Below are 25,367 nucleotides of genomic sequence, written 5' to 3'. Positions count from 1 at the left end.
TTCAATTAACCGCACTGCGGATTACGTGGTAAATCAACAAATCACAAAGTGTTTTGATACGGCAGAATGTTCGAACGCAGCATCTCTTGCGTACCCAGACCGTAGTTGGAGCTCAGGCCGCGAAGTTCGATGTTAAAGCCGATTGCGTTGTCATATACCGCATGTTGTTTATCGTTATCCCAACCGTTCAGCTTCCGCTCGTAACCGACGCGAATCGCATAGCAGCAGGAGCTGTATTGCACACCTAACATAGAGTCGGCTTGCTTGTTCGCATTGGTGTCGTAGTAGTAGGCCCCAACAATGGACCAACGATCGGCAATTGGCCAGCTGGCGACGGCTCCTACCTGCGAAATACCATTCTTATATTGCTCAGCAGTGGAATAGTACTTAGGCAGCGTTGCCTGAATATATTCCGGGCTGGCGTAACGGTAATTCAGCTGTACCAGACGGTCTTCATCCCGACGGTATTCAATGCTGGAGTTACTGGTCGCTACGTTATCCAGACGTGTATCGTACTGAATCCCGCCACGCAATCCCCAACGATCAGAGATGCGCCAGTAAGTATCGCCTGCCCATACCAGTGAGCCCGTTTTGTCGTCATTCTCCCATGTTATGTTGTCATCGCCAGTGCGAGACTCCGTGAAATAGTAGATTTGACCAACGGAAATATTAAAACGTTCAACGGCAGCATCATCATATATGCGAGATGTGACACCGGTCGTCACCTGGTTAGCGGAGGCAATACGGTCAAGACCGCCGTAAGTCCGGTCCCGGAACAGGCCGGAGTAGTCAGATTGCAGCAGAGACGAGTCGTAGTTATAGATTTTGCTCTGATCGCGATATGGCACATACAGATACTGCGCGCGTGGTTCCAGTGTCTGGGTATAGCCCGGCGCCAGCATTTCCATATCACGCTCGAAGACCATTCTACCGTCTACCTTGAACTGCGGCATTACACGGTTAGCGGACTCTGCCAGCTTGGTCGTGTTTCTGGAGTTATACCAGTCAAGATTGGTTTGCTGATAATGGGTTGCCAGCAACTTCGCTTCAGTATTGATGCTGCCCCAGTTATTAGAGAGCGGCAGATTGATGGTCGGTTCCAGGTGAACACGAGTCGCCTCTGGCATGTCATCTCTGGTGTTAACAAAGTGCACTGCCTGGCCGTAAATACGCGTATCAAACGGACCAACATCATTCTGGTAGTAGTTAACGTCTAACTGCGGCTCTGCCGAGTAGCTACTGGTGTTCTGCTCGCTGAAGACCTGGAACTGCTTGGTTGAAACGGTGGCATTGAAGTTTTGCACCGCATAGCCAACGCTGAATTTTTGCGTTGCGTAGCCGTCGGTACTGGAACCGTATTTGTTATCGAAGTCATTGAAGTAGCTAGGATCGCTGACTTTGGTGTAGTCGACGTTGAAACGCCACACCTGATCCATGACCCCGGAGTGGTTCCAGTAGAACAACCAACGACGTGAACTGTCATCGTTCGGGTGTTCATCTTTATAGACTTTATCTGAAGGCAGATAGTCCAGTTCCATCAAGCCAGCGCCCGCCTGGGAGAGGTAGCGGAATTCGTTCTCCCACATGATGTTGCCACGACGATGCATATAATGCGGCGTGATGGTGGCATCCATATTTGGCGCGATGTTCCAGTAATATGGCAGGTAGAACTCAAAGTAGTTGGTGGTGGTGTATTTGGCGTTCGGGATCAAGAAACCAGAGCGACGTTTGTCACCCACCGGCAACTGCAAATACGGGCTATAAAAGATCGGTACCGGACCCACCTTAAAGCGGGCGTTCCAGATCTCCGCAACTTGTTCTTCGCGGTCATGAATAATTTCGCTACCTACCACGCTCCAGGTGTCAGAACCCGGCAGACAGGAGGTAAAGCTACCGTTATCCAGAATGGTATAGCGGTTTTCGCCACGTTGTTTCATCAGGTCCGCTTTACCGCGACCCTGGCGACCCACCATCTGGTAATCACCCTCCCAGACGTTGGTATCTTTGGTGTTCAGATTCGCCCAGCCTTTCGGCCCTTTGAGGATCACCTGGTTATCGTCGTAATGGACATTACCGAGCGCATCAACGGTACGTACCGGCTCCGGTTGTCCTGGTGCCTCTTTTTGATGGAGCTGCACTTCGTCGGCCTGCAGACGGCTGTTACCCTGCATGATATCCACGCTGCCAGTAAACACGGCGTCATCCGGGTAGTCCCCTTTCGCGTGGTCAGCATTGATAGTCACGGGTAAGTCATTGGTATCGCCCTGTACCAGAGGACGGTCATAGCTTGGCACGCCCAACATGCACTGTGAGGCGAGGTCGGCTGCCAGTCCCTGTTGACTATAAAGGGCGGTGGCAATCATGGTGGCCAGGAGAGTGGGGATACGTTTTTTCATACGTTGATTTTATTGTTCCATCATCGGTAACGTTGCGCGTGACAAACGGTCAGAGACTAACGTACTCGTCATCTCTACGCTAGTGTTAATCCTGTCCGAATAGCGTCTGTGGTGTTAGGCACGGCATTGAATGACAGGTATGATAATGCAAATTATAGGCGATGTCTCACAATAGACCGCAGCCAGAAATGGGTAAAAGCGCCTTTATATTGTGGGAGATAGCCCTGATATCCGTGTGTCGATTTGGGGAATATATGCAGTATTGGGGAAAAATCATTGGCGTGGCCGTGGCCTTAATAATGGGCGGCGGCTTTTGGGGCGTAGTATTGGGCCTGTTAATTGGCCATATGTTTGATAAAGCCCGTAGCCGTAAAATGGCGTGGTTCGCCAACCAGCGTGAGCGTCAGGCGCTGTTTTTTGCCACCACTTTTGAAGTGATGGGGCATTTAACCAAATCCAAAGGTCGCGTCACGGAAGCTGATATTCATATCGCCAGCCAGTTGATGGACCGAATGAACCTTCATGGCGCTTCCCGTACTGCGGCGCAAAATGCGTTCCGGGTGGGAAAATCAGACAATTACCCGCTGCGCGAAAAGATGCGCCAGTTTCGCAGTGTCTGCTTTGGTCGTTTTGACTTAATTCGTATGTTTCTGGAGATCCAGATTCAGGCGGCGTTTGCTGATGGTTCACTGCACCCGAATGAACGGGCGGTGCTGTATGTCATTGCTGAAGAATTAGGGATCTCCCGCGCTCAGTTTGACCAGTTTTTGCGCATGATGCAGGGCGGTGCACAGTTTGGCGGCGGTTATCAGCAGCAATCTGGCGGTGGTAACTGGCAGCAAGCGCAGCGTGGCCCGACGCTGGAAGATGCCTGTAATGTGCTGGGCGTGAAGCCGACGGATGATGCGACCACCATCAAACGTGCCTACCGTAAGCTGATGAGTGAACACCATCCCGATAAGTTGGTGGCGAAAGGTTTGCCGCCAGAGATGATGGAGATGGCGAAGCAGAAAGCGCAGGAAATTCAGCAGGCCTATGAGCTGATAAAGCAGCAGAAAGGGTTTAAATAAGTTTCAACGTGTAGGCCTGATAAGACGCGGCCCGCGTCGCATCAGGCAATCGGCGCAAAATTGCCGGATGCGGCGTGAACGCCTTCTCCGGCCTACCGAACTTCGCCAGCGTGACTATTAAAAATCCGCTGGTGCTTTAAATGTCATACTATTGCCATACGCCGGATGGGTAATCGTCAGCATCTCTGCATGTAGCAACAAACGTGGTGCCATTGCTCTCGCTTCTGGTGATGCATAAAAACGATCGCCGAGAATCGGATGACCCAGCGCCAGCATATGCACACGCAGCTGATGCGAACGCCCGGTAATCGGTTTTAACACCACTCTTGCCGTGTTATCCGCCGCATATTCCACCACTTCATACTCCGTCTGCGCAGGTTTACCTGTTTCGTAACAGACTTTCTGTTTCGGGCGGTTTGGCCAGTCGCAAATCAGCGGCAGATCCACCAGACCTTCCGCAGGGGATGGATGCCCCCAGACGCGGGCCACATACTGTTTTTTCGGCTCGCGCTCGCGGAACTGGCGTTTTAACTCCCGCTCCGCGGCTTTGGTCAGCGCCACTACAATCACGCCGCTGGTAGCCATATCCAGACGATGCACCGATTCTGCCTGCGGATAATCACGCTGAATGCGCGTCATCACGCTGTCTTTGTGCTCTTCCAGACGCCCCGGCACAGACAACAAACCGCTCGGCTTGTTGACCACCATAATATGGTCATCCTGATACAGGACAACCAGCCAGGGTTCCTGCGGCGGATTGTAGTTTTCCATCCCCATCTTCGGCTCCGTTACTGATGCGTCACAACGATCAAACGCAGGGCATCCAGACGCCAGCCTGCCTGATCCAGGCTTTCCATTACCTGCTGACGGTTGCTCTCAATGGCGGTCAGTTCGTCGTCACGAATGTTCGGGTTAACTGCACGCAGCGCTTCCAGACGAGACAGCTCGGCAGACAGTTTTTCGTCGGCTTCGTTACGCGCTGCATCAATCAATGCACGGGCAGATTTCTCGATCTGCGCTTCCCCCAGCTGAAGGATAGCGTGAACATCCTGCTGCACGGCGTTAACCAGCTTGCTGCCGGTGTGACGGTTAACCGCGTTAAGCTGGCGGTTAAAGGTTTCAAACTCTACCTGCGCCGCCAGGTTGTTGCCGTTTTTATCCAGCAGCATACGTACCGGCGTCGGTGGCAGGAAGCGGTTGAGCTGCAACTGCTTCGGAGCCTGGGCTTCAACCACATAAATCAGTTCCACCAACAGCGTACCTACCGGCAACGCTTTGTTTTTCAACAGTGAAATCGTGCTGCTACCGGTATCGCCAGAAAGGATCAGATCCAGACCGTTGCGGATCAGCGGATGCTCCCAGGTAATAAACTGTGCATCTTCACGCGCCAGCGCCACTTCACGGTCGAAGGTGATGGTGATGCCATCTTCCGACAGGCCAGGGAAGTCCGGCACCAGCATATGATCGGACGGCGTCAGCACGATCATGTTGTCGCCGCGATCGTCCTGATTGATACCGATAATATCGAACAGGTTCATGGCGAAGGCGATCAGGTTGGTATCGTCATCCTGCTCTTCAATGCTTTCTGCCAGTGCCTGGGCTTTTTCGCCACCGTTGGAATGGATTTCCAGCAGGCGGTCACGACCTTGTTCCAGCTGTGCTTTCAGCGCTTCATGTTGCTCGCGGCAGTTTTTGATCAGATCGTCAAAGCCTTCGGTCTCATCCGGCGAGGCCAGATAGTTAATCAAATCGTTGTACACGCTATCGTAGATAGTGCGTCCGGTCGGGCAGGTGTGCTCGAATGCATCCAGACCTTCGTGATACCAGCGCACCAGCACCGACTGAGCCGTTTTTTCCAGATAAGGCACATGGATCTGAATATCGTGCGCCTGACCGATACGATCCAGACGACCAATACGCTGCTCCAGCAGATCCGGGTTGAATGGCAGGTCAAACATCACCATGTGGCTGGCGAACTGGAAGTTACGTCCTTCAGAACCGATTTCCGAGCACAGCAGTACCTGTGCGCCGGTGTCTTCTTCGGCAAACCAGGCGGCAGCGCGGTCACGTTCGATAATCGACATGCCTTCGTGGAACACTGCGGCGCGAATACCTTCACGTTCGCGCAGTACCTGCTCCAGTTGCAGCGCAGTGGCCGCTTTGGCGCAGATCACCAGCACTTTCTGAGAGCGATGGCTGGTCAGGTAGCCCATCAGCCACTCAACGCGCGGATCGAAGTTCCACCAGGTGGCGTTATCGCCTTCAAATTCCTGATAAATACGCTCCGGGTAGAGCATATCGCGAGCGCGATCTTCCGCACTTTTACGTGCGCCCATAATGCCGGAGACTTTAATAGCGGTCTGATACTGCGTCGGCAGTGGCAGCTTAATAGTATGCAGCTCGCGTTTCGGGAAGCCTTTCACACCGTTACGGGTGTTACGGAACAGCACGCGGCTGGTACCGTGGCGATCCATCAGCATCGAAACCAGTTCCTGACGGGCGCTCTGGGCATCTTCGCTGTCGCTGTTTGCTGCTTGCAACAGCGGCTCGATATCCTGCTCGCCGATCATCTCACCGAGCATGTTCAGTTCGTCATTGCTGAGTTTGTTACCAGCCAGCAGCATGGCAACGGCGTCCGCAACCGGACGATAATTTTTCTGCTCTTCAACGAATTGCGCAAAATCGTGGAAACGGTTCGGGTCCAGCAGACGCAGACGGGCGAAGTGGCTTTCCATCCCCAGTTGTTCCGGGGTTGCGGTCAGCAGCAGAACGCCGGGCACGTGCTCTGCCAGTTGTTCAATGGCCTGATATTCACGGCTCGGCGCATCTTCGCTCCACACCAGGTGATGCGCTTCATCGACCACCAGTAGATCCCATTCGGCTTCACAGAGATGTTCCAGACGCTGTTTGCTACGACGGGCAAAATCCAGCGAGCAAATAACCAGCTGTTCGGTGTCGAACGGGTTGTAAGCATCGTGCTGAGCTTCGGCATAACGCTCATCATCAAATAGCGCAAAGCGCAGGTTGAAACGGCGCAGCATTTCTACCAGCCACTGATGCTGTAAGGTTTCCGGGACGATAATCAGCACACGTTCAGCAGCGCCAGAGAGCAGTTGCTGATGCAGGATCATCCCGGCTTCAATGGTTTTCCCTAAACCCACTTCGTCAGCCAACAGGACGCGCGGCGCGTGGCGGCGACCAACATCATGAGCGATGTTGAGCTGATGGGGGATCAGGCTGGTACGCTGACCGCGCAGGCCGCTGTACGGCATACGGAACTGTTCGCTGGAATACTTACGCGCGCGATAACGCAGCGCAAAGCGGTCCATACGGTCAATCTGCCCGGCAAACAGACGGTCCTGCGGTTTGCTGAACACCAGTTTGCTATCAAGGAAAACTTCACGCAGGGCTACGCCGGACTCTTCAGTATCAAGGCGAGTACCGATATAGGTCAGCAAGCCATTTTCTTCTTTTACTTCTTCGACTTGCATCTGCCAGCCGTCATGGCTGGTAATGGTATCACCAGGGTTGAACATCACGCGGGTCACGGGGGAATCACTGCGTGCGTACAGACGGTTTTCACCAGTAGATGGGAAAAGTAAAGTGACAGTTCGCGCATCCACCGCGACAACGGTTCCAAGTCCCAATTCGCTTTCTGTATCGCTGATCCAGCGTTGACCAAGTGTAAAAGGCATATGTGTTCGGCTCTATATCTTTAATTGCAGGCAATAACCACCCGCTACCGTGCTTATGAGGTAGTGGTGTTATTCAGGTCCAGGAATGGAAAGGGCGCTATGGTACTGGATGGCAAAGCATTCGTCACGCATCAAAATGGTATCTGGCGAACTCTTTTTTTTGCTCAAAATAGCCCAAGTTGCCCGGTCATAAGTGTAGCAAAATTATCCTCAATAAAAGGGAGTATTCCCTCCGCCACGGGTTGTAGCTGGCGGGTCAGATAGTGTTCGTAATCCAGTGGTGAACGTTGGTAGTCCAGCGGCTCCGGGCCGTTGGTGGTCCATACGTACTTAATGGTGCCGCGGTTCTGATATTGCAAGGGGCGACCGCGCTTATGGTTTTCTTCATCGGCAAGGCGAGCGGCGCGTACATGAGGCGGAACATTACGCTGATATTCGCTCAGAGGACGGCGAAGGCGTTTACGGTAAACCAGCTGCGTGTCCAGTTCGCCCGCCATCAGCTTGTCGATGGTTTCGCGCACGTATTCCTGATATGGCTCGTTGCGGAAGATACGCAGGTACAGCTCCTGCTGAAACTGCTGGGCCAGCGGCGTCCAGTCGGTGCGCACGGTTTCCAGCCCTTTAAACACCATCCGCTGTTTGTCGCCCTCCTGAATCAGTCCGGCGTAGCGCTTTTTGCTGCCGGTATCGGCCCCGCGAATGGTTGGCATCAGAAAACGGCAGAAATGGGTTTCATACTCCAGTTCCAGTGCGCTGGTCAGCCGTTGTTTTTGCAGCGTTTCCGCCCACCAGGCGTTAACGTGCTGCACCAGTGCACGACCGATTTTCGCTGCTTCTTCTTCCGAATGTGCACCTTTCAGCCAGACAAACGTTGAGTCGGTATCGCCGTAGATAACATCATAGCCCTGCGCTTCAATCAACGTTTTGGTTTGCCGCATGATCTGATGACCACGCATGGTGATCGACGATGCCAGGCGTGGATCGAAGAAACGGCAGGCGGTGGTGCCGAGCACACCATAAAAGGCATTCATAATGATCTTCAGCGCCTGCGAAAGCGGCTTATTACTCTGACGTTTGGCTTCATCGCGCCCGTGCCAGATGTTAGTCACAATCTCCGGCAGGCAATGTTTCTCCCGTGAGAACCAGGCATCGAGAAAACCTTCGGTACTGTGCTCTGGATCAGGCTGCGCCATGCCTTCCACCAGTCCGACGGGATCAATCAGAAAGGTGCGGATGATCGACGGGTACAGGCTTTTGTAGTCCAGCACCAGCACCGAATCATAAAGCCCAGGTCGCGAATCCATCACGTAGCCGCCAGGGCTGGCGTGCGGCGGCACTTCGCCGAGATTAGGCGCGACATAACCAGCGCGATGCATACGGGGAAAATAGAGATGACCAAACGCTGCCACCGAACCGCCGTGTCGATCTACCGGCAGGCCGTTCACCGTCGCCCGTTCGAGCAAAAACGGCATGATTTCAGTTTTGTGGAAGATCTGCGTCACCAGCTCGCAATCTTTCAGGTTATAAGTTGCCAGCGCAGGCTTATCTTCGGCGAAACGGCGGTCAATTTCGTCCATTCGATCCCACGGGTTATCGATAGATTTTCCTTCGCCTAATAACTCCTGAGCGACGGTTTCCAGCGAGAATGAAGAGAAATTCCAGAACGCGGATTTCAGCGCCTCGATACCGTCGATAATCAGTCGCCCTTTGGCCTGAGCAAAAAAGACGCCGTTTTTAAAGCCGTGCTCGCGCCACTCCAACTCGCTGTTATCACGCCCCAGACGCAGCGGAATACGGTAACGCTCGGCATGTTTTTGCAGCATTCGCAGATCGAACTGCACCACGTTCCAACCGATGATCACATCAGGATCATGAGTCGCAAACCAGGCGTTAAGTTTTTCCAGTAGCAGCGGGCGGCTGGCGACGTATTCCAGTTCAAAATCGAGCGCGGAGGCGTCGCCATTCTCTGGCCCCAGCATATAAACGATACGCTGCCCGCAACCTTCCAGGCCGATGCAGTACAGCTCACCGTGGCGGGTGGTTTCAATATCAATAGAAACCCACTTGAGCGGCGGACGATAGTCGGGATGCTGTTTCAGACGGGCATTAACGATAGCGCCGTTGCGCATATCACCCTCGACCCACACTGGCGAGGTGATAAACCGCTCCATCAGATAGCGTTCTGGCGGGCGCACATCGGCCTCGTAGACGGTAACGCCAGCTTCACGCAGGCGCTTTTCGTAATTCATCAACTGGCGATGGGCGCGACAGTAAAGGCCATACACCGGCTGGCGATGAAAATCCTTTAACGCCAGCGGCGTCAGGCGAAAGCCTTGCTCACCCTGCAAAATATGCTGGGCGCGGGGAACCTGATCGGCGGGAATAAACGCCACGGACTCTTGCGGCGCAAGCGTAACCTGCAACGGCCCGTTGTCCGTCGCTAACCAAAAGGAAACTTCGGTTCCTTGCGGGGTGTCCCGCCAGTGTCGGGTTAAGATAAAACCTGCCTGCGCCACGCTGAAAATCCAATAAAAAACCAGGCTTGATTATAGCCTGGTTTCGTTTGATTGGCTGTGGTTTTATACAGTCATTACTGCCCGTAATATGCCTTCGCGCCATGCTTACGCAGATAGTGTTTATCCAGCAGCGTTTGCTGCATATCCGGTAACTGCGGCGCTAACTGACGGCAGAATATCCCCATATAAGCGACTTCTTCCAGCACGATGGCGTTATGCACCGCATCTTCGGCGTTTTTTCCCCATGCAAATGGGCCGTGAGAATGGACCAGCACGCCGGGCATTTGCGCTGCATTGATACCCTGTTTTTCGAAGGTTTCTACGATGACGTTACCGGTTTCCCACTCATATTCACCGTTGATTTCTGCGTCGGTCATTTTGCGGGTGCAGGGAATGGTGCCGTAGAAATAGTCGGCGTGGGTGGTGCCGGCTGCTGGAATCGACTGGCCCGCCTGCGCCCAGATGGTGGCGTGGCGCGAGTGTGTGTGCACAATGCCGCCAATAGACGGGAATGCCTGATAGAGCAGCCGGTGAGTTGGCGTGTCGGAGGAGGGCTTTTTCGTACCTTCAACCACTTCACCGGTTTCGATGCTGACCACGACCATATCGTCAGCGGTCATGATGCTGTAGTCGACGCCGGAAGGTTTGATCACCAGGACGCCGCGCCCGCGATCAACGGCGCTGACATTGCCCCAGGTGAGCGTGACCAGGTTGTGTTTTGGCAGCGCCAGGTTGGCTTCTAATACCTGGCGTTTGAGATCTTCTAACATGTTGACTCCTTCGTGCCGGATGCGCTTTGCTTATCCGGCCTACAAAATCGCAGCGTGTAGGCCTGATAAGACGCGTCGGCGTCGCATCAGGCGGTGAATGCCGGATGCGCTTTGCTTATCCGGCCTACAAATCCGGAACGCGTAGGCCTGATAAGACGCGCCAGCGCCGCATCAGGCGGTGAATGCCGGATGCGCTTTGCTTATCCGGCCTACAAATCCGGAACGCGTAGGCCTGATAAGACGCGTCAGCGTCGCATCAGGCGTTACATACCTGATGCGGCTACTTAGCGACGAAATCCGTAATACACTTCGTTCCAGCGCAGCGCGTCTTTAAACGCTGGAAGGCGGGTATCGTTATCAATCACTGTGATTTCAATGTCGTGCATCTCGGCGAACTGGCGCATATCGTTGAGGTTCAGCGCATGGCTGAAGACGGTATGGTGCGCGCCACCGGCAAGGATCCACGCTTCGGAAGCGCTCGGCAGATCCGGTTGCGCTTTCCACAGCGCATTCGCCACCGGCAGTTTCGGCAGGGAGTGCGGTGTTTTCACCGTGTCGATGCAGTTAACCAGCAGACGGTAACGATCGCCGAGATCAATCAGGCTGGCGACAATGGCTGGACCGGTTTGAGTGTTGAAGATCAGGCGGGCAGGATCGTCTTTACCGCCAATACCGAGATGCTGAACGTCGAGGATCGGTTTCTCTTCCACAGCGATCGACGGACAGACTTCCAGCATATGGGAGCCGAGTACCAGGTCATTACCTTTCTCGAAGTGATAGGTGTAGTCCTCCATAAAGGAGGTGCCGCCCTGCAGACCGGTTGACATCACCTTCATGATGCGAAGCAGGGCGGCAGTTTTCCAGTCGCCTTCGCCCGCAAAGCCGTAGCCCTGCTGCATCAGACGCTGTACGGCCAGACCCGGAAGCTGTTTCAGGCCGTGCAAATCTTCAAAGGTAGTAGTGAAAGCGTGGAAGCCACCTTGTTCCAGGAAACGCTTCATCCCCAGCTCAATACGCGCCGCTTCCAGCACGTTCTGTCGTTTTTCGCCGTGGATTTGTGTGGCAGGTGTCATGGTGTAGCAGCTTTCGTACTCATCGACCAGCGCGTTAACATCGCCGTCGCTTATGGAGTTCACCACCTGCACCAGATCGCCAACCGCCCAGGTATTGACGGAGAAACCAAACTTGATCTGTGCGGCAACTTTATCGCCATCGGTGACCGCTACTTCACGCATGTTATCGCCAAAACGGCAGACTTTCAGATGACGGGTATCCTGTTTAGAGACCGCCTGACGCATCCAGGAGCCAATACGCTCATGTGCTTGTTTATCCTGCCAGTGACCGGTAACAACGGCATGTTGCTGACGCATACGCGCGCCGATGAAGCCGAACTCGCGACCGCCATGCGCGGTCTGGTTCAGGTTCATAAAGTCCATGTCGATGCTGTCCCACGGCAGCGCCGCGTTGAACTGGGTGTGGAATTGCAGCAACGGTTTGTTGAGCATGGTCAGGCCGTTGATCCACATTTTGGCCGGGGAGAAGGTGTGCAGCCACACCACCAGACCAGCGCAACGATCGTCGTAATTCGCGTCGCGGCAAATAGCGGTGATTTCATCCGGCGTGGTGCCCAGCGGTTTCAGCACCAGTTTGCAGGGCAACTTCGCTTCTGTATTCAGTGCATTAACAACGTGTTCCGCATGTTGCGTCACCTGGCGCAGAGTCTCCGGGCCGTAAAGATGCTGGCTGCCAATGACAAACCACACTTCATAATTATCAAAAATCGTCATTATCGTGTCCTTATAGAGTCGGAACGGCCTGGTCAGCCTGTGCCGGGGCGGAAGTTGGAAGATAGTGTTGTTCGGCGCTCATCGCCCATTGCTGATAGCGGCGATAAAGCTGTTCAAAGCGTTGTGCCTGTTCGTTGCGCGGTTGCAGGGTTTTCTCTACCGCACTGGCCATTTTTTGCTGGGCTGATGGGATGTCTGCGTGCACTTTCGCGGCGACGGCAGCGAAAATCGCCGCACCGAGCGCGCAACATTGGTCAGAAGCAACAATTTGCAGCGGGCGATTCAGCACGTCGCAGCAGGCCTGCATAATGACCTGGTTTTTGCGCGCGATGCCGCCCAGTGCCATCACGTTATTGACGGCGATCCCCTGAGCGGTGAAGCACTCCATAATTGCGCGTGCGCCAAAGGCGGTGGCGGCAATCAAACCGCCGAACAGCAGCGGAGCGTCGGTAGCGAGGTTCAGATCGGTAATCACCCCTTTCAGGCGTTGGTTAGCGTTCGGTGTGCGGCGGCCGTTAAACCAGTCGAGCACCACCGGCAGGTGATCCAGAGACGGATTTTTGGCCCATGCTTCGGTCAGCGCCGGAAGCAGTTGTTTCTGGCTGGCGTTGATTTGCTCTTTCAGTTCCGGATGCTGGGCGGCAAGCTGTTCCAGCGGCCAGCCGAGTACGCGACCGAACCAGGCGTAGATATCCCCAAACGCCGATTGGCCTGCTTCCAGACCGATAAATCCAGGCACCACGCTGCCATCAACCTGACCGCAAATACCTTTCACTGCCCGCTCGCCAACGCTCTGTTTGTCGGCAATCAGAATGTCGCAGGTGGAAGTACCGATAACTTTTACCAGTGCGTTAGGCTGTGCGCCTGCGCCAACTGCGCCCATATGGCAGTCAAACGCGCCGCCGGAAATCACCACGCTTTCAGGCAGGCCGAGACGCTGCGCCCATTCCGGGCATAAGGTGCCCACCGGAATATCGGCAGTCCAGGTTTCAGTGAACAGCGGGGAAGGTAAATGACGGTTGAGGATCGGGTCCAGCTCATCAAAGAAACTGGCTGGCGGCAGGCCACCCCAGCTTTCGTGCCATAGAGATTTATGCCCGGCGCTGCAACGTCCGCGACGAATATCCTGCGGGCGGGTGGTACCGGAAAGCAGAGCTGGCACCCAGTCGCACAGCTCAATCCACGATGCGGCAGATTGTGCCACGGCGTTGTCCTGGCGAGTTATATGCAGGATTTTTGCCCAGAACCATTCGCTGGAATAAATACCGCCAATATAGCGGGAGTAGTCAACGTTGCCCGGCGCGTGGCACAAACGGGTAATCTCTTCCGCTTCTTCAACCGCGGTGTGGTCTTTCCACAATACGAACATCGCGTTCGGGTTTTCGGCAAACTCCGGGCGCAGCGCCAGGACGTTACCGTCGGCGTCAATCGGTGCGGGCGTCGAGCCGGTTGTGTCAACGCCAATCCCGACCACAGCTGCGCGCTGTTCGACGCTAAGCTCTGCAAGCACAGTTTTCAGCGCCGCTTCCATTGACTCAATGTAGTCACGCGGATGATGACGGAACTGGTTATTCGGGGCATCACAAAATTGCCCGTTCTGCCAACGGGGATACCACTCTACGCTGGTGGCGATCTCTTCACCGGTGGCGCAGTCCACCGCCAAAGCTCGCACAGAATCACTGCCAAAATCGAGGCCAATTGCAATCGCCATCGTTTCACTCCATCCAAAAAAACGGGTATGGAGAAACAGTAGAGAGTTGCGAAAAAAAGCGTCAGGCTGGATCCGCTAATCTTATGGATAAAAATGCTATGGCATAGCAAAGTGTGACGCCGTGCAAATAATCAATGTGGACTTTTCTGCCGTGATTATAGACACTTTTGTTACGCGTTTTTGTCATGGCTTTGGTCCCGCTTTGTTACAGAATGCTTTTAATAAGCGGGGTTACCGGTTGGGTTAGCGAGAAGAGCCAGTAAAAGACGCAGTGACGGCAATGTCTGATGCAATATGGACAATTGGTTTCTTCTCTGAATGGCGGGAGTATGAAAAGTATGGCTGAAGCGCAAAATGATCCCCTGCTGCCGGGATACTCGTTTAACGCCCATCTGGTGGCGGGTTTAACGCCGATTGAGGCCAACGGTTATCTCGATTTTTTTATCGACCGACCGCTGGGAATGAAAGGTTATATTCTCAATCTCACCATTCGCGGTCAGGGGGTGGTGAAAAATCAGGGACGAGAATTTGTCTGCCGACCGGGTGATATTTTGCTGTTCCCGCCTGGAGAGATTCATCACTACGGTCGTCATCCGGAGGCTCACGAATGGTATCACCAGTGGGTTTACTTTCGTCCGCGCGCCTACTGGCATGAATGGCTTAACTGGCCGTCGATATTTGCCAATACCGGTTTCTTTCGCCCGGATGAAGCGCACCAGCCGCATTTCAGCGACCTGTTTGGGCAAATCATTAATGCCGGACAAGGGGAAGGGCGCTATTCGGAATTGCTGGCGATAAATCTGCTTGAGCAATTGTTACTGCGGCGCATGGAAGCGATTAACGAGTCGCTCCATCCACCGATGGATAATCGGGTACGCGAGGCTTGTCAGTACATCAGCGATCACCTGGCAGACAGTAATTTTGATATCGCCAGCGTCGCACAGCATGTCTGCCTGTCGCCGTCGCGTCTGTCGCATTTGTTCCGCCAGCAGTTAGGGATTAGCGTATTAAGCTGGCGCGAGGACCAGCGCATCAGTCAGGCGAAGCTGCTTTTGAGCACCACCCGGATGCCTATCGCCACCGTCGGTCGCAATGTCGGTTTTGACGATCAACTCTATTTCTCGCGAGTATTTAAAAAATGCACCGGGGCGAGTCCGAGCGAGTTTAGGGCAGGTTGTGAATAATAAGAAAGAAGGGGGGGAACCCCCTTGCTTTCTTCATCTGACGTTATTTATATATTTCACGGGGGATTAATTTTAGTTATTTTTAGTTGAATCGTTTTACCTGAATTATTTTTTTTCTTGATAAAATATCGACAACGATTTCTTTTTGTAAAAATAAAACGAAGGCTTATGTATCGGGATACCCATCATGAACATATTGTCCGGTTGCATCAGGAGAATATATCAAGCGGTTTGTTCATCGTAGGAACACCACATTGAGCGGTTATGGCAGGCACTTCACGCCACCATAAATGCCGTTCGATGTGGCAGTTGTTGAAAAAAGTACGGCATTCTATGAAAAACGCCAGTTACTCCCTCAGAGGAGAACATGGTCTGGCAAAAGTGTAGCGGCATCAGGCGCAGCTATCTTTGTAAATTCATTCATAAAATGAATTGTATACAAAAAAATATTGAAAAATAATATTTTTCCTTATTGATATTATTTGCTATACGTTTTTTTTGAGGGGAGATTGTGATGAGCAAACGTAACGATATTACTGATGGAATATTTGCAACAACGAAAAAGTATGGATTAGTTTATACCGAAGAGTTAGGTTGGATCGATTTGGGGCATGCTCAGGGACAAGATGCCAGAATATTAAAAAGAAAATTGGAGCAAGAACATTTTTCAACATATTACGATGAATTTCATGATTGGTATTTTCCTGTTGATTATCATCAGGAAATGGGAATTCGGAAAAAATATTAGGAGTAGATCTTACATTTCATACCGGTGTTTATACGAAGGTTATGGTTCGTTCATGTCTTTCACCCACTCTTAAAGCAAGAGTTGCCTTAACGTTAATGTATGGAACTGCGAAGAGGTTTGAAGCATGGCAAAACTCATTTATTTTTAACTGGTATACTGATAGCGGATTTAGTGCAGAAGATTTAGTCTCAGACTTGATTGGTTTTTATCGTGTATTTGGAACAGGCCCCGATCCACTTTTATTGGCAAAACCTTTATCTTACACAAAAGCCTTACAAATATGGGATACATATGGAGCGCCAGGGAATTTTAAAAATACTGAGTTTACGCCATTCTTATTTACAACCCATCCTCCTTTTAAAAAAAATCAACTAATAAAAAAGAAGCTTCCAGAATGGTTAAATTATATAAAGCCATTAGATGAGTCTTTTTCAACATTGTTATATAATCAATATAATAATAGACCTGTTACTAATTATTATAAAGATAAAAACAGAATAAATCATGAGTTGTATAGTTCATTATCAAGTTCGGGAGCTATAAAGTTTTCAGAATCTCCCTTTGAAAGACCGCTTTTTCTTTTCTTAAACCCTCATTATCCGCACAGGTCGTGAGTAGAGATGTCAAAATATATTTATATTTTATTATCATTTTTAGTTTTATTCTTTATATTTTTCTATGCTTATATCTCATTGATGTCAAAGGAACATCACTATACACAGCATGAACTTTCCCCATTTTTCCTTTATACGCCAGAGAGTTTGCGAAATTTGCCAAACATATCAAACGTAGCCGAGTATAGCTATTACTATAATGTTGATGATATGCAAACAAGAGTGATTGTTACATGGCGAAATATAGATAACATTTTTCTTCAGAAAGCAAAGCTAATAGATTTTTTGAAAAGAATGGGACCGAGTCTACAAAACGATTGTATATGGTTTTTTCATGATAAAAGTGATTATGCAAATAATTTCCAGCGTTATTGCGTCATTGAGCACCGTGATTCTCTGCAGGTGGAATATTTTGAGACTATCGAATGATAGGCAGAGGGTGTCTTTTGTGCCGGTTGTGAAGAAAAAGTGAATGATGTAGCCGTCAAGTTGTCATAATTGGTAACGAATCAGATAATTGACGGCTTGACGGAGTAGCATAGGGTTTGCAGAATCCCTGCTTCGTCCATTTGACAGGCACATTATGCAAGCATTGCTGGAACACTTTATTACCCAATCTACCGTGTATTCATTGATGGCGGTGTTATTGGTGGCCTTTCTGGAGTCGCTGGCGCTGGTCGGTTTGATTCTACCCGGTACGGTGCTGATGGCGGGGCTGGGAGCACTGATTGGCAGCGGCGAGTTAAGTTTCTGGCACGCCTGGCTGGCAGGGATCGTCGGTTGCCTGCTGGGCGACTGGATCTCCTTCTGGCTGGGCTGGCGTTTTAAAAAGCCGTTGCATCGCTGGTCATTTCTGAAGAAGAACAAAGCATTACTCGATAAAACCGAACATGCGCTGCATCAGCACAGCATGTTCACCATTCTGGTCGGTCGTTTTGTCGGCCCGACGCGTCCGCTGGTGCCAATGGTGGCGGGAATGCTGGATCTCCCGGTGGCAAAATTTATTACGCCGAATATTATCGGCTGCTTGCTGTGGCCACCGTTTTACTTCCTGCCGGGGATTCTGGCGGGTGCGGCGATCGATATTCCTGCCGGGATGCAGAGCGGTGAGTTTAAATGGTTGCTGCTGGCAACAGCGGTGTTTTTGTGGGTTGGAGGCTGGCTGTGCTGGCGGTTATGGCGCAGCGGTAAAGCGACTGACCGTTTGAGTCATTATTTGTCCCGCGGTCGTTTGTTGTGGCTGACGCCGTTGATTTCTGCCATCGGCGTGGTGGCGCTGGTGGTGTTAATTCGCCACCCGTTGATGCCGGTGTATATCGATATTTTGCGTAAAGTGGTTGGGGTTTAGAGGATAGCCTTGTGCGGGTTGCCTGATGCGACGCTTGCCGCGTCTTATCAGGCCTACAAAACGCACTACCTGTAGGTCGGATAAGGCGTTCACGCCGCATCCGACAGTGCATATTAACCTTTAATTCCCAACAGCGCCGAAGCACTCGCCTTACCGCTCAACAACTCATCGGTCTTACCCTGCCAGGCGATACGCCCGTCGGCGACCACCACCGAGCGCGTGGCGATCCGCGCCGCATCTTCCACACTGTGCGACACCATCAATAGCGTCATTTTTTGCTGTTGGCAGCTCGTGCTCACCAGCGTCAGCATCTCCTGACGTAGCGCCGGATCGAGCGCGGAAAACGGTTCATCGAGCAATAAAATGGGCTGTTCGCGTACCAGACAACGCGCTAACGCCACGCGCTGTCGTTGACCGCCGGAAAGCTCGCCAGGTAACCGCGCCATTAAATTATCAATCCCCATCTGGTGGGCAATCGCGTGCATTTTCTTCTGCTGCGCCGCATTTAGTTTCAACCCCGGATTTAGCCCCAGCCCGATGTTCTGCGCGACCGTCAGGTGGCTGAACAGGTTGTTCTCCTGAAACAGCATCGACACCGGACGGCGTGACGGCGGCGTCGTGGTGTGATCTACGTCGTCGATAGTCAGCAAACCGCTGGCTGGCGTCAGAAAACCGGCGATCAAATTAAGCAGGGTACTTTTACCCGCGCCGCTTGGCCCGAGGATCGCCACCTGCTCGCCGCGTTCCACCGTTAAGCTAAAACGCATCGGCAAATGCTGGTAAAGCCAGGTGATATCAGTCAGTTTTAACATTTCGCCCCGGTATTTTTTCAATCACGGTAAACAGCAGAAAACAGAGCAGCAGCAGAATTAACGCGGTGACCGCGCCGTCCTGGCTGCGATAGGAGCCAATTTGCTGGTAGAGATAAAACGGCAGGGTACGGAAATCATCGTTACCGAACAATGCCACCACGCCAAAATCACCAATCGACAGCACACAAGCAAAGGCCAGCGCCTGCGCCAGTGGACGTTTCAGGGCGCGCAGCTCCACCACTTTTAAGCGTGACCAGCCTTCAATGCCCAGCGACTGACACAACATGCTGTAGCGGGCGGTGATATCGCGCATCGGGTTTTCCAGTACTTTCAGCGCATAAGGGATTGCCATTAACGCATTGGTGAAAATCACAATGCCGTCAGCAGATTGCGGCAGGCCGATAGTGTTGTTGAGCAGTAAAAAGAAGCCCGTAGCCAGCACAATCCCCGGCATGGCGAGGATCAACATGCCGCTCATCTCCAGCGCCTGACCCGCCAGCATTTTCTGCCGCGCCCGAAGTTCGCGACTGCTCCATAGCAGCATCATGGTCAGCACTACGCACAATACGCCTGCCGCCAGCGCAATACGCAACGAGGTCCACAGCGCCTGCCACAGCACCGGTTGTGCCAGCACTTCCGGCAACTGGCGATTTACCCCATCGACGATCACCGCCAGTAACGGTGGCAGCAACAGCAGCAGCGCCAGCACAATTAACGCCGTGTCGCAAATGCGACTATGCAGACGATCGTCCGGGTCGCGCCAGCCTTGCAGCAGTGTGGTACCAGGCGCAATGGCCTTACTCAATCGCTGACTCAACAGCACCAGCCCGAGGCAGCACACCATCTGGATCAGCGCCAGCATTGCCGCGCGGGCAGGATCGTAGTCGTAACTCAGTGCCTGATAGATTGCCAGCTCGATAGTGGTCGCCTGCGGACCGCCGCCCAGCGATAGCACGGTGGCGAAGCTGGCGAAACAGAGCATAAAGATTAGTGCGGCAACCGGCGGGATTTGTCGCCGTAACCACGGCCATTCGACGAAACGGAAAAAATGCCAGCCGCGCATCCCAAGTTGGGCGGCAAGCTGACGTTGTTCGCCGGGAATGTTTTCCAGTGCCTGGAGTAATAAACGGCTAGCCATCGGCAGATTAAAAAACACATGGGCCAGCAAAATGCCTTGCAGGCCGTAGGGCGAAAAGGTCCACTCCAGACCAAGTGATTGCCAGAGCGAGGCCAGCCAGCCCTGGCGACCATAGACGCTAAGAATGCCGAAAACAGCAACCAGCACCGGGAGGATCAAGGTCATTGCGCACAGACGCAACAGCATCTGTCGCCCAGGAAAGCGCCTGCGATAGAGGGCGCGGGCGAGGAATATTGCGGGTACGACAGAGAGCTGCGCCGAGAGAAACGCCTGCCAGAAGGAGAAGCGCACCACATGCCACAGGTAGCTGTCCTGCCAGACTGCCACCCAGTCACCCTGCGGCGCGTTCCACCACAGGGCGAGAAACGCCGCCAGTGCAACCGCTACCACCAGCGTGGCGGCGCTTACGCCTGGAATTAACCAGCCGGGAATTAACGGCTGACGGCGCGTTGCCATTCGCTAATCCATGCCTGACGTTGTGCCGCCACTTCGGCGGGTGTGAACTCTAGCGTGGTGGCTGGTTTGGTCAATTGTTCAAATCCTGCAGGCAGAGTGACGTTTGCTACCGGATACATCCAGTTGCCGGTTGGGATCGCATTCTGAAAAGCCGGAGAAACCATAAACTGGAGGAATTTTTGCGCCAGCTCTGGCTGCTTGCTGGCAGCGGTGCGGGCGGCAACTTCCACCTGCAGATAGTGACCTTCGCTAAAGTTTGTGGCGGCGTAGTTATCTTTCTTCTCTTCGAGAATGTGATAAGCCGGAGAGGTGGTGTAACTCAGTACCAGATCGCTTTCGCCTTTTAAAAACAGGCCGTAGGCTTCGCTCCAGCCTTTGGTGACCGTGACAGTTTTCTTCGCCAGTTTCTGCCAGGCTTGCGGGGCGTTATCGCCATAGACTTTTTGCATCCATAGCAACAGACCCAGCCCCGGCGTACTGGTACGTGGATCTTCATAAATCACCCGCCAGTTCTGATCGCTCTCAACCAGTTCTTTCAGGCTTTGCGGCGGATTTTTCAGTTTGTTCTTGTCATAGACGAAGGCGAAATAGCCGTAATCAAACGGTACGAAAGTGTCATTATTCCAGCCGCCAGGAACGTTAACGGCTTCCGCTGCCACACCGCTTTTAGCAAACAGCCCTGTTTTGCTGGCGGCGTCTAACAGATTGTTATCCAGCCCCAGCACCACATCGGCTTTGCTGTTTTTGCCTTCCATCCGTAGACGGTTGAGCAGCGAAACGCCATCTTCCAGCGCCACCAGTTTCAGTTCGCAATTACAGTCTGCTTCAAAGGCTTTTTTGACTACCGGACCAGGTCCCCAGTCAGCGGCAAAGGAATCGTAGGTATAAACAGTCAGAACAGGTTTAGCGAAAACAGGCGCTGTGCACAGCAACAGCAGGGGAAGACATTTTTTTAACACTTTGCACCTCACAAAAGAGTGGCAAAGGACTTGAGAAGGAGCCTCAAATCCCTTCGCCGGCGTTATCCGGATCAGGTTCGACGGGTATTTTCTCAGCGCACGCGGCTGCGTGGCACCCCGTTGAGAACGGCGTTAGTGTAGTGATTTTGTTATCAACCAGCAATCATGGATCCGGTGGTGCAAACCACGCTGATTTAAAATCGAACCAGCCGAGGGTGTTCATGCGCAGGCCGCGCATACTACGTTGCCCCTGAATGATCAGCCAGTGGTGGATAAGTGGCACCATTGCTTTGCTGGCGACCAGTTGCTGGCACCAGTTCGCCAGGTTCATTTCGCCATTGCGCCAGCGGGCGGCGTCGGCTTGCCAGTCGATCGGAATACAGTGTTGGAGCAGCGGCACCTCGCACAAGTGCGCGAACAGCGAAAAATCCAGCGGCAGCGTAAAGTTGGCGCTGTTAAGCCAGATATCGCTCTCGATCTCTCCTTCATGCCACTGATCGTAGCTGATCTCTTTGATTTCCAGCGTGACCTGGTGACTTGCCAGAATCTGCTGCATGATCCCGGCAATCACCCGATGCTCGCTGTGATCCTGATAAAAGGTCAGGGTGAGGCTTTCCAGACCAGCCGGTTTTTCGCTCTTTATGGTGCGGGCATGGTGCCAACGGGGGAGCAGTCCATAAGCCGGGAACCACAGTTGCTGGTACTGTTCCTCAGCGAAATAGACCAGATTCGTCGGAGAAAGCACATAGCTTACCCAGTCTCTGACTTGCTGATTCGCCCCTCGATGGGTGCGGCTGTCGAACAGTAAATAGTAGCAACCTTCCTCCAGGCGGCTTTCAATCTCTTTTTCCTCGCCCTGTGGACCTTTTAGCATCAGCCCTCCGGCTGGCTCGTCGGCAATTTCCGGCAGAACCCAGACGTTAACTTCGTCGATTAATGCCCGGTAACCGAAGAAGTCATCGAATGCCTGAATTTTCAGTTGATTGGTGCTGTTGCGGATCACCGCATACGGACCGGTGCCGATGGGATGGCTGGCAAAGTTACTGAGGGTTTCCCATTCGCGCGGCAGGATCATTGCCGGAACTTGCCCCAGCAGTAACGGCAACCAGCGGTCCGGTTGCGTGAGATGGATATCCAGCGTCCAGGGCGTCGGCGACACAATGTTAGCAATATGCGAATAGAGCGGAAGCGTATTGATTCGTTTTAAAGAGGCGATCACATCGTCCATTTCCAGTTCACGACCATGGTGAAAATGGACTCCTGGACGCAAAAAGAAACGCCAGTGAAGCGGTGATATTTGCTGCCAGTGGTGTGCGATGTCTGCTTCCAGTTCCCCATTTTCCTCATTTATGCGCGTTAGCGAACTGAAGATTTGCCGGGCGATATGGGTTTCAGAACGGCGCAATGCGCTGCCAGGTAGCAGATTACGCAACGGACGATAGTAGAGCACGCGCAGGATGTGCCGCCCCTGGCGGAAGCTGCGGCCCAGATGAGAAACCAGCATTTGCCGCACAGTCGCTTTGTCGCCAACCAACTGCACTAGTTGGTCGATACGATCCTGCTCCAGCAGGTCTTCCGCCCGCTGTTGCTGAAGCGCCAGCCCGGTATAGAGGAATGTCAGGCGTGAACGTTTACCGCGCCCGACTTCCGCTTCCCACGTCAGCCAGCCGCGATCCTGCATGGTGTTGAGCAGGGTGCGCATATGACGACGCGAGCAACTCAGTAACGCTGCCAGTTCGTTGAGCGTGGTCTCCTGAGATTTACCCTCGCAGCATTGCCACAGGCGGATGAACTGTTGTTGCAGACGAGCAGATGGCATAAAAGGGGAACTCCTGCGCAAAAGACAGCAATTTTATTTTCCCTATATTAAGTCAATAATTCCTAACGATGAAGCAAGGAGGTGCCCCATGCGTCAGTTTTATCAGCACTATTTTACCGCGACAGCGAAGTTGTGCTGGTTGCGTTGGTTAAGCGTCCCACAACGATTAACCATGCTTGAAGAGCTGATGCAGTGGGAGGGGAGTCATTCTGACTACTGATTTGCGGACATCATGTGTGACTGAGTATTGGTGTTAATCGCCACGCCAGCAGTGATTATCTGCTGGCTTTTTTCTTTTTGGCGATTGAGTGCCGGACGGTGTACAAACTAACGCATAAACGCCGGTTGCTTCTCTTCATAAGACGCAATAGCATCGTCGTGCTGCAGAGTCAGGCCGATGCTGTCCAGACCGTTCATCATGCAGTGGCGGCGGAAGGCATCGATGGTAAAGCGATAAGTTTTCTCTCCCGCTTTCACCTCTTGCGCTTCCAGGTCTACATCAAAATGAATCCCCGGATTGGCTTTCACCAGCGCAAACAGCTCATCCACTTCTGCATCGCTTAATTTCACCGGCAGCAGCTGGTTGTTAAAGCTATTGCCGTAGAAGATGTCAGCAAAACTCGGCGCAATCACCACCTTAAAACCGTAATCGGTCAATGCCCACGGCGCGTGCTCACGCGAGGAACCGCAGCCGAAGTTTTCTCGTGCCAGCAAAATGGAAGCGCCCTGATACTGCGGGAAGTTCAGCACGAAGTCCGGGTTTGGCTGTTGGCCTTTTTCATCCAGAAAACGCCAGTCGTTAAACAGATGCGCGCCAAAACCCGTACGGGTCACTTTCTGCAAAAACTGTTTCGGGATGATTGCATCGGTATCGACATTGGCGGCATCCAACGGAACCACCAGGCCTGTGTGTTTGATAAATTTCTCTGCCATGGTGTGCTCCTTATTTAATGTTGCGAATGTCGGCGAAATGTCCGGTCACAGCCGCGGCGGCAGCCATTGCCGGACTGACCAGATGCGTGCGCCCGCCGCGCCCCTGGCGGCCTTCAAAGTTACGGTTGCTGGTGGAGGCGCAACGTTCGCCCGGATTCAGGCGGTCGTTGTTCATCGCCAGGCACATTGAACAACCTGGCAAGCGCCATTCAAAACCAGCTTCGATAAAAATTTTGTCCAGACCTTCCGCTTCCGCCTGGGCTTTAACCGGACCGGAGCCGGGAACCACCAGCGCTTGTACGCCTGGCGCGACTTTCCGGCCTTTGGCGATTTCCGCTGCCGCGCGTAAATCTTCAATACGCGAGTTAGTACAGGAACCAATAAACACTTTGTCGATAGCCACTTCTGTCAGCGGAATACCCGGTTTCAGCCCCATATAGGCCAGCGCTTTTTCTGCCGACGCGCGTTCAACCGGATCGGCAAACGAAGCCGGATCGGGAATATTGTCGTTCACAGAAATCACCTGGCCTGGATTGGTGCCCCAGGTGACCTGCGGCGAAATCTCTTCTGCTTGCAGAGTGACAACGGTATCGAAAGTTGCTCCTTCGTCGGTTTGCAGGGTTTTCCAGTAGGCAACGGCGTCGTCGAAATCTTTGCCTTTCGGCGCATGCAGACGGCCTTTAACATAGTTAAAGGTGGTTTCGTCCGGTGCAACCAGACCGGCTTTTGCGCCCATTTCGATTGCCATATTGCACAGGGTCATACGACCTTCCATGCTTAAATCACGGATTGCTTCGCCGCAAAATTCCACCACATGCCCGGTACCGCCTGCGCTGCCGGTTTTACCAATAATTGCCAGCACGATATCTTTTGCGGTAATGCCCGGCGCGGCTTTGCCCTGGACTTCAATTTTCATGGTCTTCGCCCGGCCCTGTTTCAGGGTTTGCGTTGCCAGTACGTGTTCAACTTCGGAAGTGCCGATACCAAAGGCCAGTGCGCCAAACGCGCCGTGGGTGGCGGTATGTGAGTCGCCGCAGACAATGGTCATCCCCGGCAAGGTCACGCCCTGTTCCGGCCCCATTACGTGGACGATCCCCTGATACGGGTGATTCAGGTCATACAGCTCGACGCCAAATTCTTTGCAGTTTTTGATCAGCTCCTGCATCTGGATGCGCGCCATTTCACCGCAGGCATTAATGTCTTTCGTCTGGGTAGAGACGTTGTGATCCATGGTGGCGAAGGTTTTGCCCGGCTGACGTACCGGGCGACCGTGGGCGCGCAGACCATCGAACGCCTGCGGTGAGGTCACTTCATGCACCAGGTGGCGGTCGATATATAACAGCGGGGTTTCGTTTTCGGCTTCGTACACTACGTGAGCGTCGAATAATTTTTCGTATAACGTCTTAGCCAT

General features: G+C 52.9%; 20 protein-coding genes, 1 pseudogene and 1 riboswitch. Of the genes and pseudogenes, 8 read left to right on the top strand and 13 right to left on the bottom strand.

Translation table 11 applies throughout. The features are described 5' to 3' along the window. Positions 1 to 41 precede the first annotated feature (41 nt). Positions 42 to 2,396 carry an LPS assembly protein LptD gene (gene lptD / locus HBM92_RS20235; RefSeq protein WP_000746170.1) on the bottom strand — a complete coding sequence of 785 codons (2,355 nt, stop codon included), beginning with the start codon at positions 2,394 to 2,396 and terminating at the stop codon, positions 42 to 44. 254 nt (positions 2,397 to 2,650) lie between these two features. On the opposite strand from lptD, the gene djlA reads away from it, so the two are divergent. Then, a complete protein-coding gene (gene djlA / locus HBM92_RS20230) occupies positions 2,651 to 3,466 on the top strand; it encodes a co-chaperone DjlA (protein ID WP_001200560.1) in 816 nt (271 codons plus the stop codon). Positions 3,467 to 3,583: 117 nt separating this feature from the next. On the opposite strand, the gene rluA is transcribed toward djlA, so the two are convergent. From rluA to araB, 6 genes are all read right to left on the bottom strand, one after another. Beyond that, positions 3,584 to 4,243 (bottom strand): bifunctional tRNA pseudouridine(32) synthase/23S rRNA pseudouridine(746) synthase RluA, encoded by a 660-nt coding sequence (gene rluA / locus HBM92_RS20225; protein ID WP_000525208.1) that lies wholly within the window; start codon positions 4,241 to 4,243, stop codon positions 3,584 to 3,586. An 11-nt stretch (positions 4,244 to 4,254) separates the two neighbouring features. Then, positions 4,255 to 7,161 (bottom strand): RNA polymerase-associated protein RapA, encoded by a 2,907-nt coding sequence (gene rapA, locus HBM92_RS20220; RefSeq protein WP_001117001.1) that lies wholly within the window; start codon positions 7,159 to 7,161, stop codon positions 4,255 to 4,257. A 164-nt stretch (positions 7,162 to 7,325) separates the two neighbouring features. Further along, on the bottom strand, positions 7,326 to 9,677 hold the full coding sequence (gene polB, locus HBM92_RS20215) for a DNA polymerase II (protein ID WP_000035632.1): 2,352 nt from the start codon (positions 9,675 to 9,677) through the stop codon (positions 7,326 to 7,328). Positions 9,678 to 9,751: 74 nt separating this feature from the next. Next, positions 9,752 to 10,447: an L-ribulose-5-phosphate 4-epimerase gene (gene araD, locus HBM92_RS20210; RefSeq protein WP_000888695.1), complete on the bottom strand. Its 696-nt coding sequence runs from the start codon at positions 10,445 to 10,447 to the stop codon at positions 9,752 to 9,754. A gap of 284 nt (positions 10,448 to 10,731) precedes the next feature. Next, the gene (gene araA, locus HBM92_RS20205) at positions 10,732 to 12,234 is read right to left on the bottom strand and encodes an L-arabinose isomerase (RefSeq protein ID WP_000151731.1); all 1,503 of its coding nucleotides are present in this window, start codon (positions 12,232 to 12,234) and stop codon (positions 10,732 to 10,734) included. Between the two features lie 10 nt (positions 12,235 to 12,244). Continuing rightward, a complete protein-coding gene (araB, locus tag HBM92_RS20200; protein ID WP_000951859.1) occupies positions 12,245 to 13,945 on the bottom strand; it encodes a ribulokinase in 1,701 nt (566 codons plus the stop codon). A gap of 338 nt (positions 13,946 to 14,283) precedes the next feature. On the opposite strand from araB, the gene araC reads away from it, so the two are divergent. From araC to HBM92_RS20175, 6 genes and pseudogenes are all read left to right on the top strand, one after another. Next, the gene (gene araC / locus HBM92_RS20195) at positions 14,284 to 15,129 is read left to right on the top strand and encodes an arabinose operon transcriptional regulator AraC (protein ID WP_001350361.1); all 846 of its coding nucleotides are present in this window, start codon (positions 14,284 to 14,286) and stop codon (positions 15,127 to 15,129) included. 247 nt (positions 15,130 to 15,376) lie between these two features. After that, a pseudogene (locus tag HBM92_RS25490) lies at positions 15,377 to 15,516 on the top strand (IS630 family transposase); the annotation flags it as partial. 127 nt (positions 15,517 to 15,643) lie between these two features. Continuing rightward, the gene (locus tag HBM92_RS25920; protein ID WP_001327442.1) at positions 15,644 to 15,877 is read left to right on the top strand and encodes a hypothetical protein; all 234 of its coding nucleotides are present in this window, start codon (positions 15,644 to 15,646) and stop codon (positions 15,875 to 15,877) included. Positions 15,878 to 15,918: 41 nt separating this feature from the next. After that, complete coding sequence (locus HBM92_RS20185; RefSeq protein ID WP_001537412.1) at positions 15,919 to 16,491, top strand: hypothetical protein; 573 nt, start codon at positions 15,919 to 15,921, stop codon at positions 16,489 to 16,491. A 6-nt stretch (positions 16,492 to 16,497) separates the two neighbouring features. Then, positions 16,498 to 16,920, top strand: a complete 423-nt coding sequence (locus tag HBM92_RS20180; protein ID WP_000049682.1) for a hypothetical protein — start codon at positions 16,498 to 16,500, stop codon at positions 16,918 to 16,920. A 154-nt stretch (positions 16,921 to 17,074) separates the two neighbouring features. Then, positions 17,075 to 17,839: a DedA family protein gene (locus tag HBM92_RS20175; RefSeq protein ID WP_001148381.1), complete on the top strand. Its 765-nt coding sequence runs from the start codon at positions 17,075 to 17,077 to the stop codon at positions 17,837 to 17,839. Between the two features lie 113 nt (positions 17,840 to 17,952). Here the strand turns inward: HBM92_RS20175 and thiQ are convergent, their stop codons facing one another. The 4 genes from thiQ to sgrR form a co-directional block, all read right to left on the bottom strand. After that, complete coding sequence (thiQ, locus tag HBM92_RS20170; protein ID WP_000916321.1) at positions 17,953 to 18,651, bottom strand: thiamine ABC transporter ATP-binding protein ThiQ; 699 nt, start codon at positions 18,649 to 18,651, stop codon at positions 17,953 to 17,955. Next, a complete protein-coding gene (gene thiP, locus HBM92_RS20165; RefSeq protein ID WP_000235679.1) occupies positions 18,635 to 20,245 on the bottom strand; it encodes a thiamine/thiamine pyrophosphate ABC transporter permease ThiP in 1,611 nt (536 codons plus the stop codon). Before thiP ends, thiQ begins: the two co-directional genes overlap by 17 nt. Continuing rightward, positions 20,221 to 21,204, bottom strand: a complete 984-nt coding sequence (thiB, locus tag HBM92_RS20160; protein WP_000913263.1) for a thiamine ABC transporter substrate binding subunit — start codon at positions 21,202 to 21,204, stop codon at positions 20,221 to 20,223. Before thiB ends, thiP begins: the two co-directional genes overlap by 25 nt. 30 nt (positions 21,205 to 21,234) lie before the next feature. Next, positions 21,235 to 21,334: riboswitch (TPP riboswitch) on the bottom strand. Positions 21,335 to 21,367: 33 nt separating this feature from the next. Next, positions 21,368 to 23,023 carry a DNA-binding transcriptional regulator SgrR gene (gene sgrR / locus HBM92_RS20155; RefSeq protein ID WP_001314420.1) on the bottom strand — a complete coding sequence of 552 codons (1,656 nt, stop codon included), beginning with the start codon at positions 23,021 to 23,023 and terminating at the stop codon, positions 21,368 to 21,370. A gap of 88 nt (positions 23,024 to 23,111) precedes the next feature. Between sgrR and sgrT the strand changes: the two genes are divergently transcribed. Next, entirely contained in the window at positions 23,112 to 23,243 is a 132-nt protein-coding gene (sgrT, locus tag HBM92_RS20150) for a glucose uptake inhibitor SgrT (RefSeq protein WP_001248768.1), read from the top strand. A 107-nt stretch (positions 23,244 to 23,350) separates the two neighbouring features. Here sgrT and leuD read toward each other — a convergent pair whose 3' ends face one another. Next, positions 23,351 to 23,956 carry a 3-isopropylmalate dehydratase small subunit gene (gene leuD, locus HBM92_RS20145; protein ID WP_000818231.1) on the bottom strand — a complete coding sequence of 202 codons (606 nt, stop codon included), beginning with the start codon at positions 23,954 to 23,956 and terminating at the stop codon, positions 23,351 to 23,353. 10 nt (positions 23,957 to 23,966) lie between these two features. Continuing rightward, the gene (gene leuC / locus HBM92_RS20140) at positions 23,967 to 25,367 is read right to left on the bottom strand and encodes a 3-isopropylmalate dehydratase large subunit (protein ID WP_001140652.1); all 1,401 of its coding nucleotides are present in this window, start codon (positions 25,365 to 25,367) and stop codon (positions 23,967 to 23,969) included.

The organism is Escherichia sp. E.sYA108, assembly GCF_011754335.1.
GTDB classification, from domain to species: domain Bacteria; phylum Pseudomonadota; class Gammaproteobacteria; order Enterobacterales; family Enterobacteriaceae; genus Escherichia; species Escherichia coli.
Note: the sequence above shows the minus strand (reverse complement) of the source record. Positions and strands in the feature narration are given on the sequence as shown.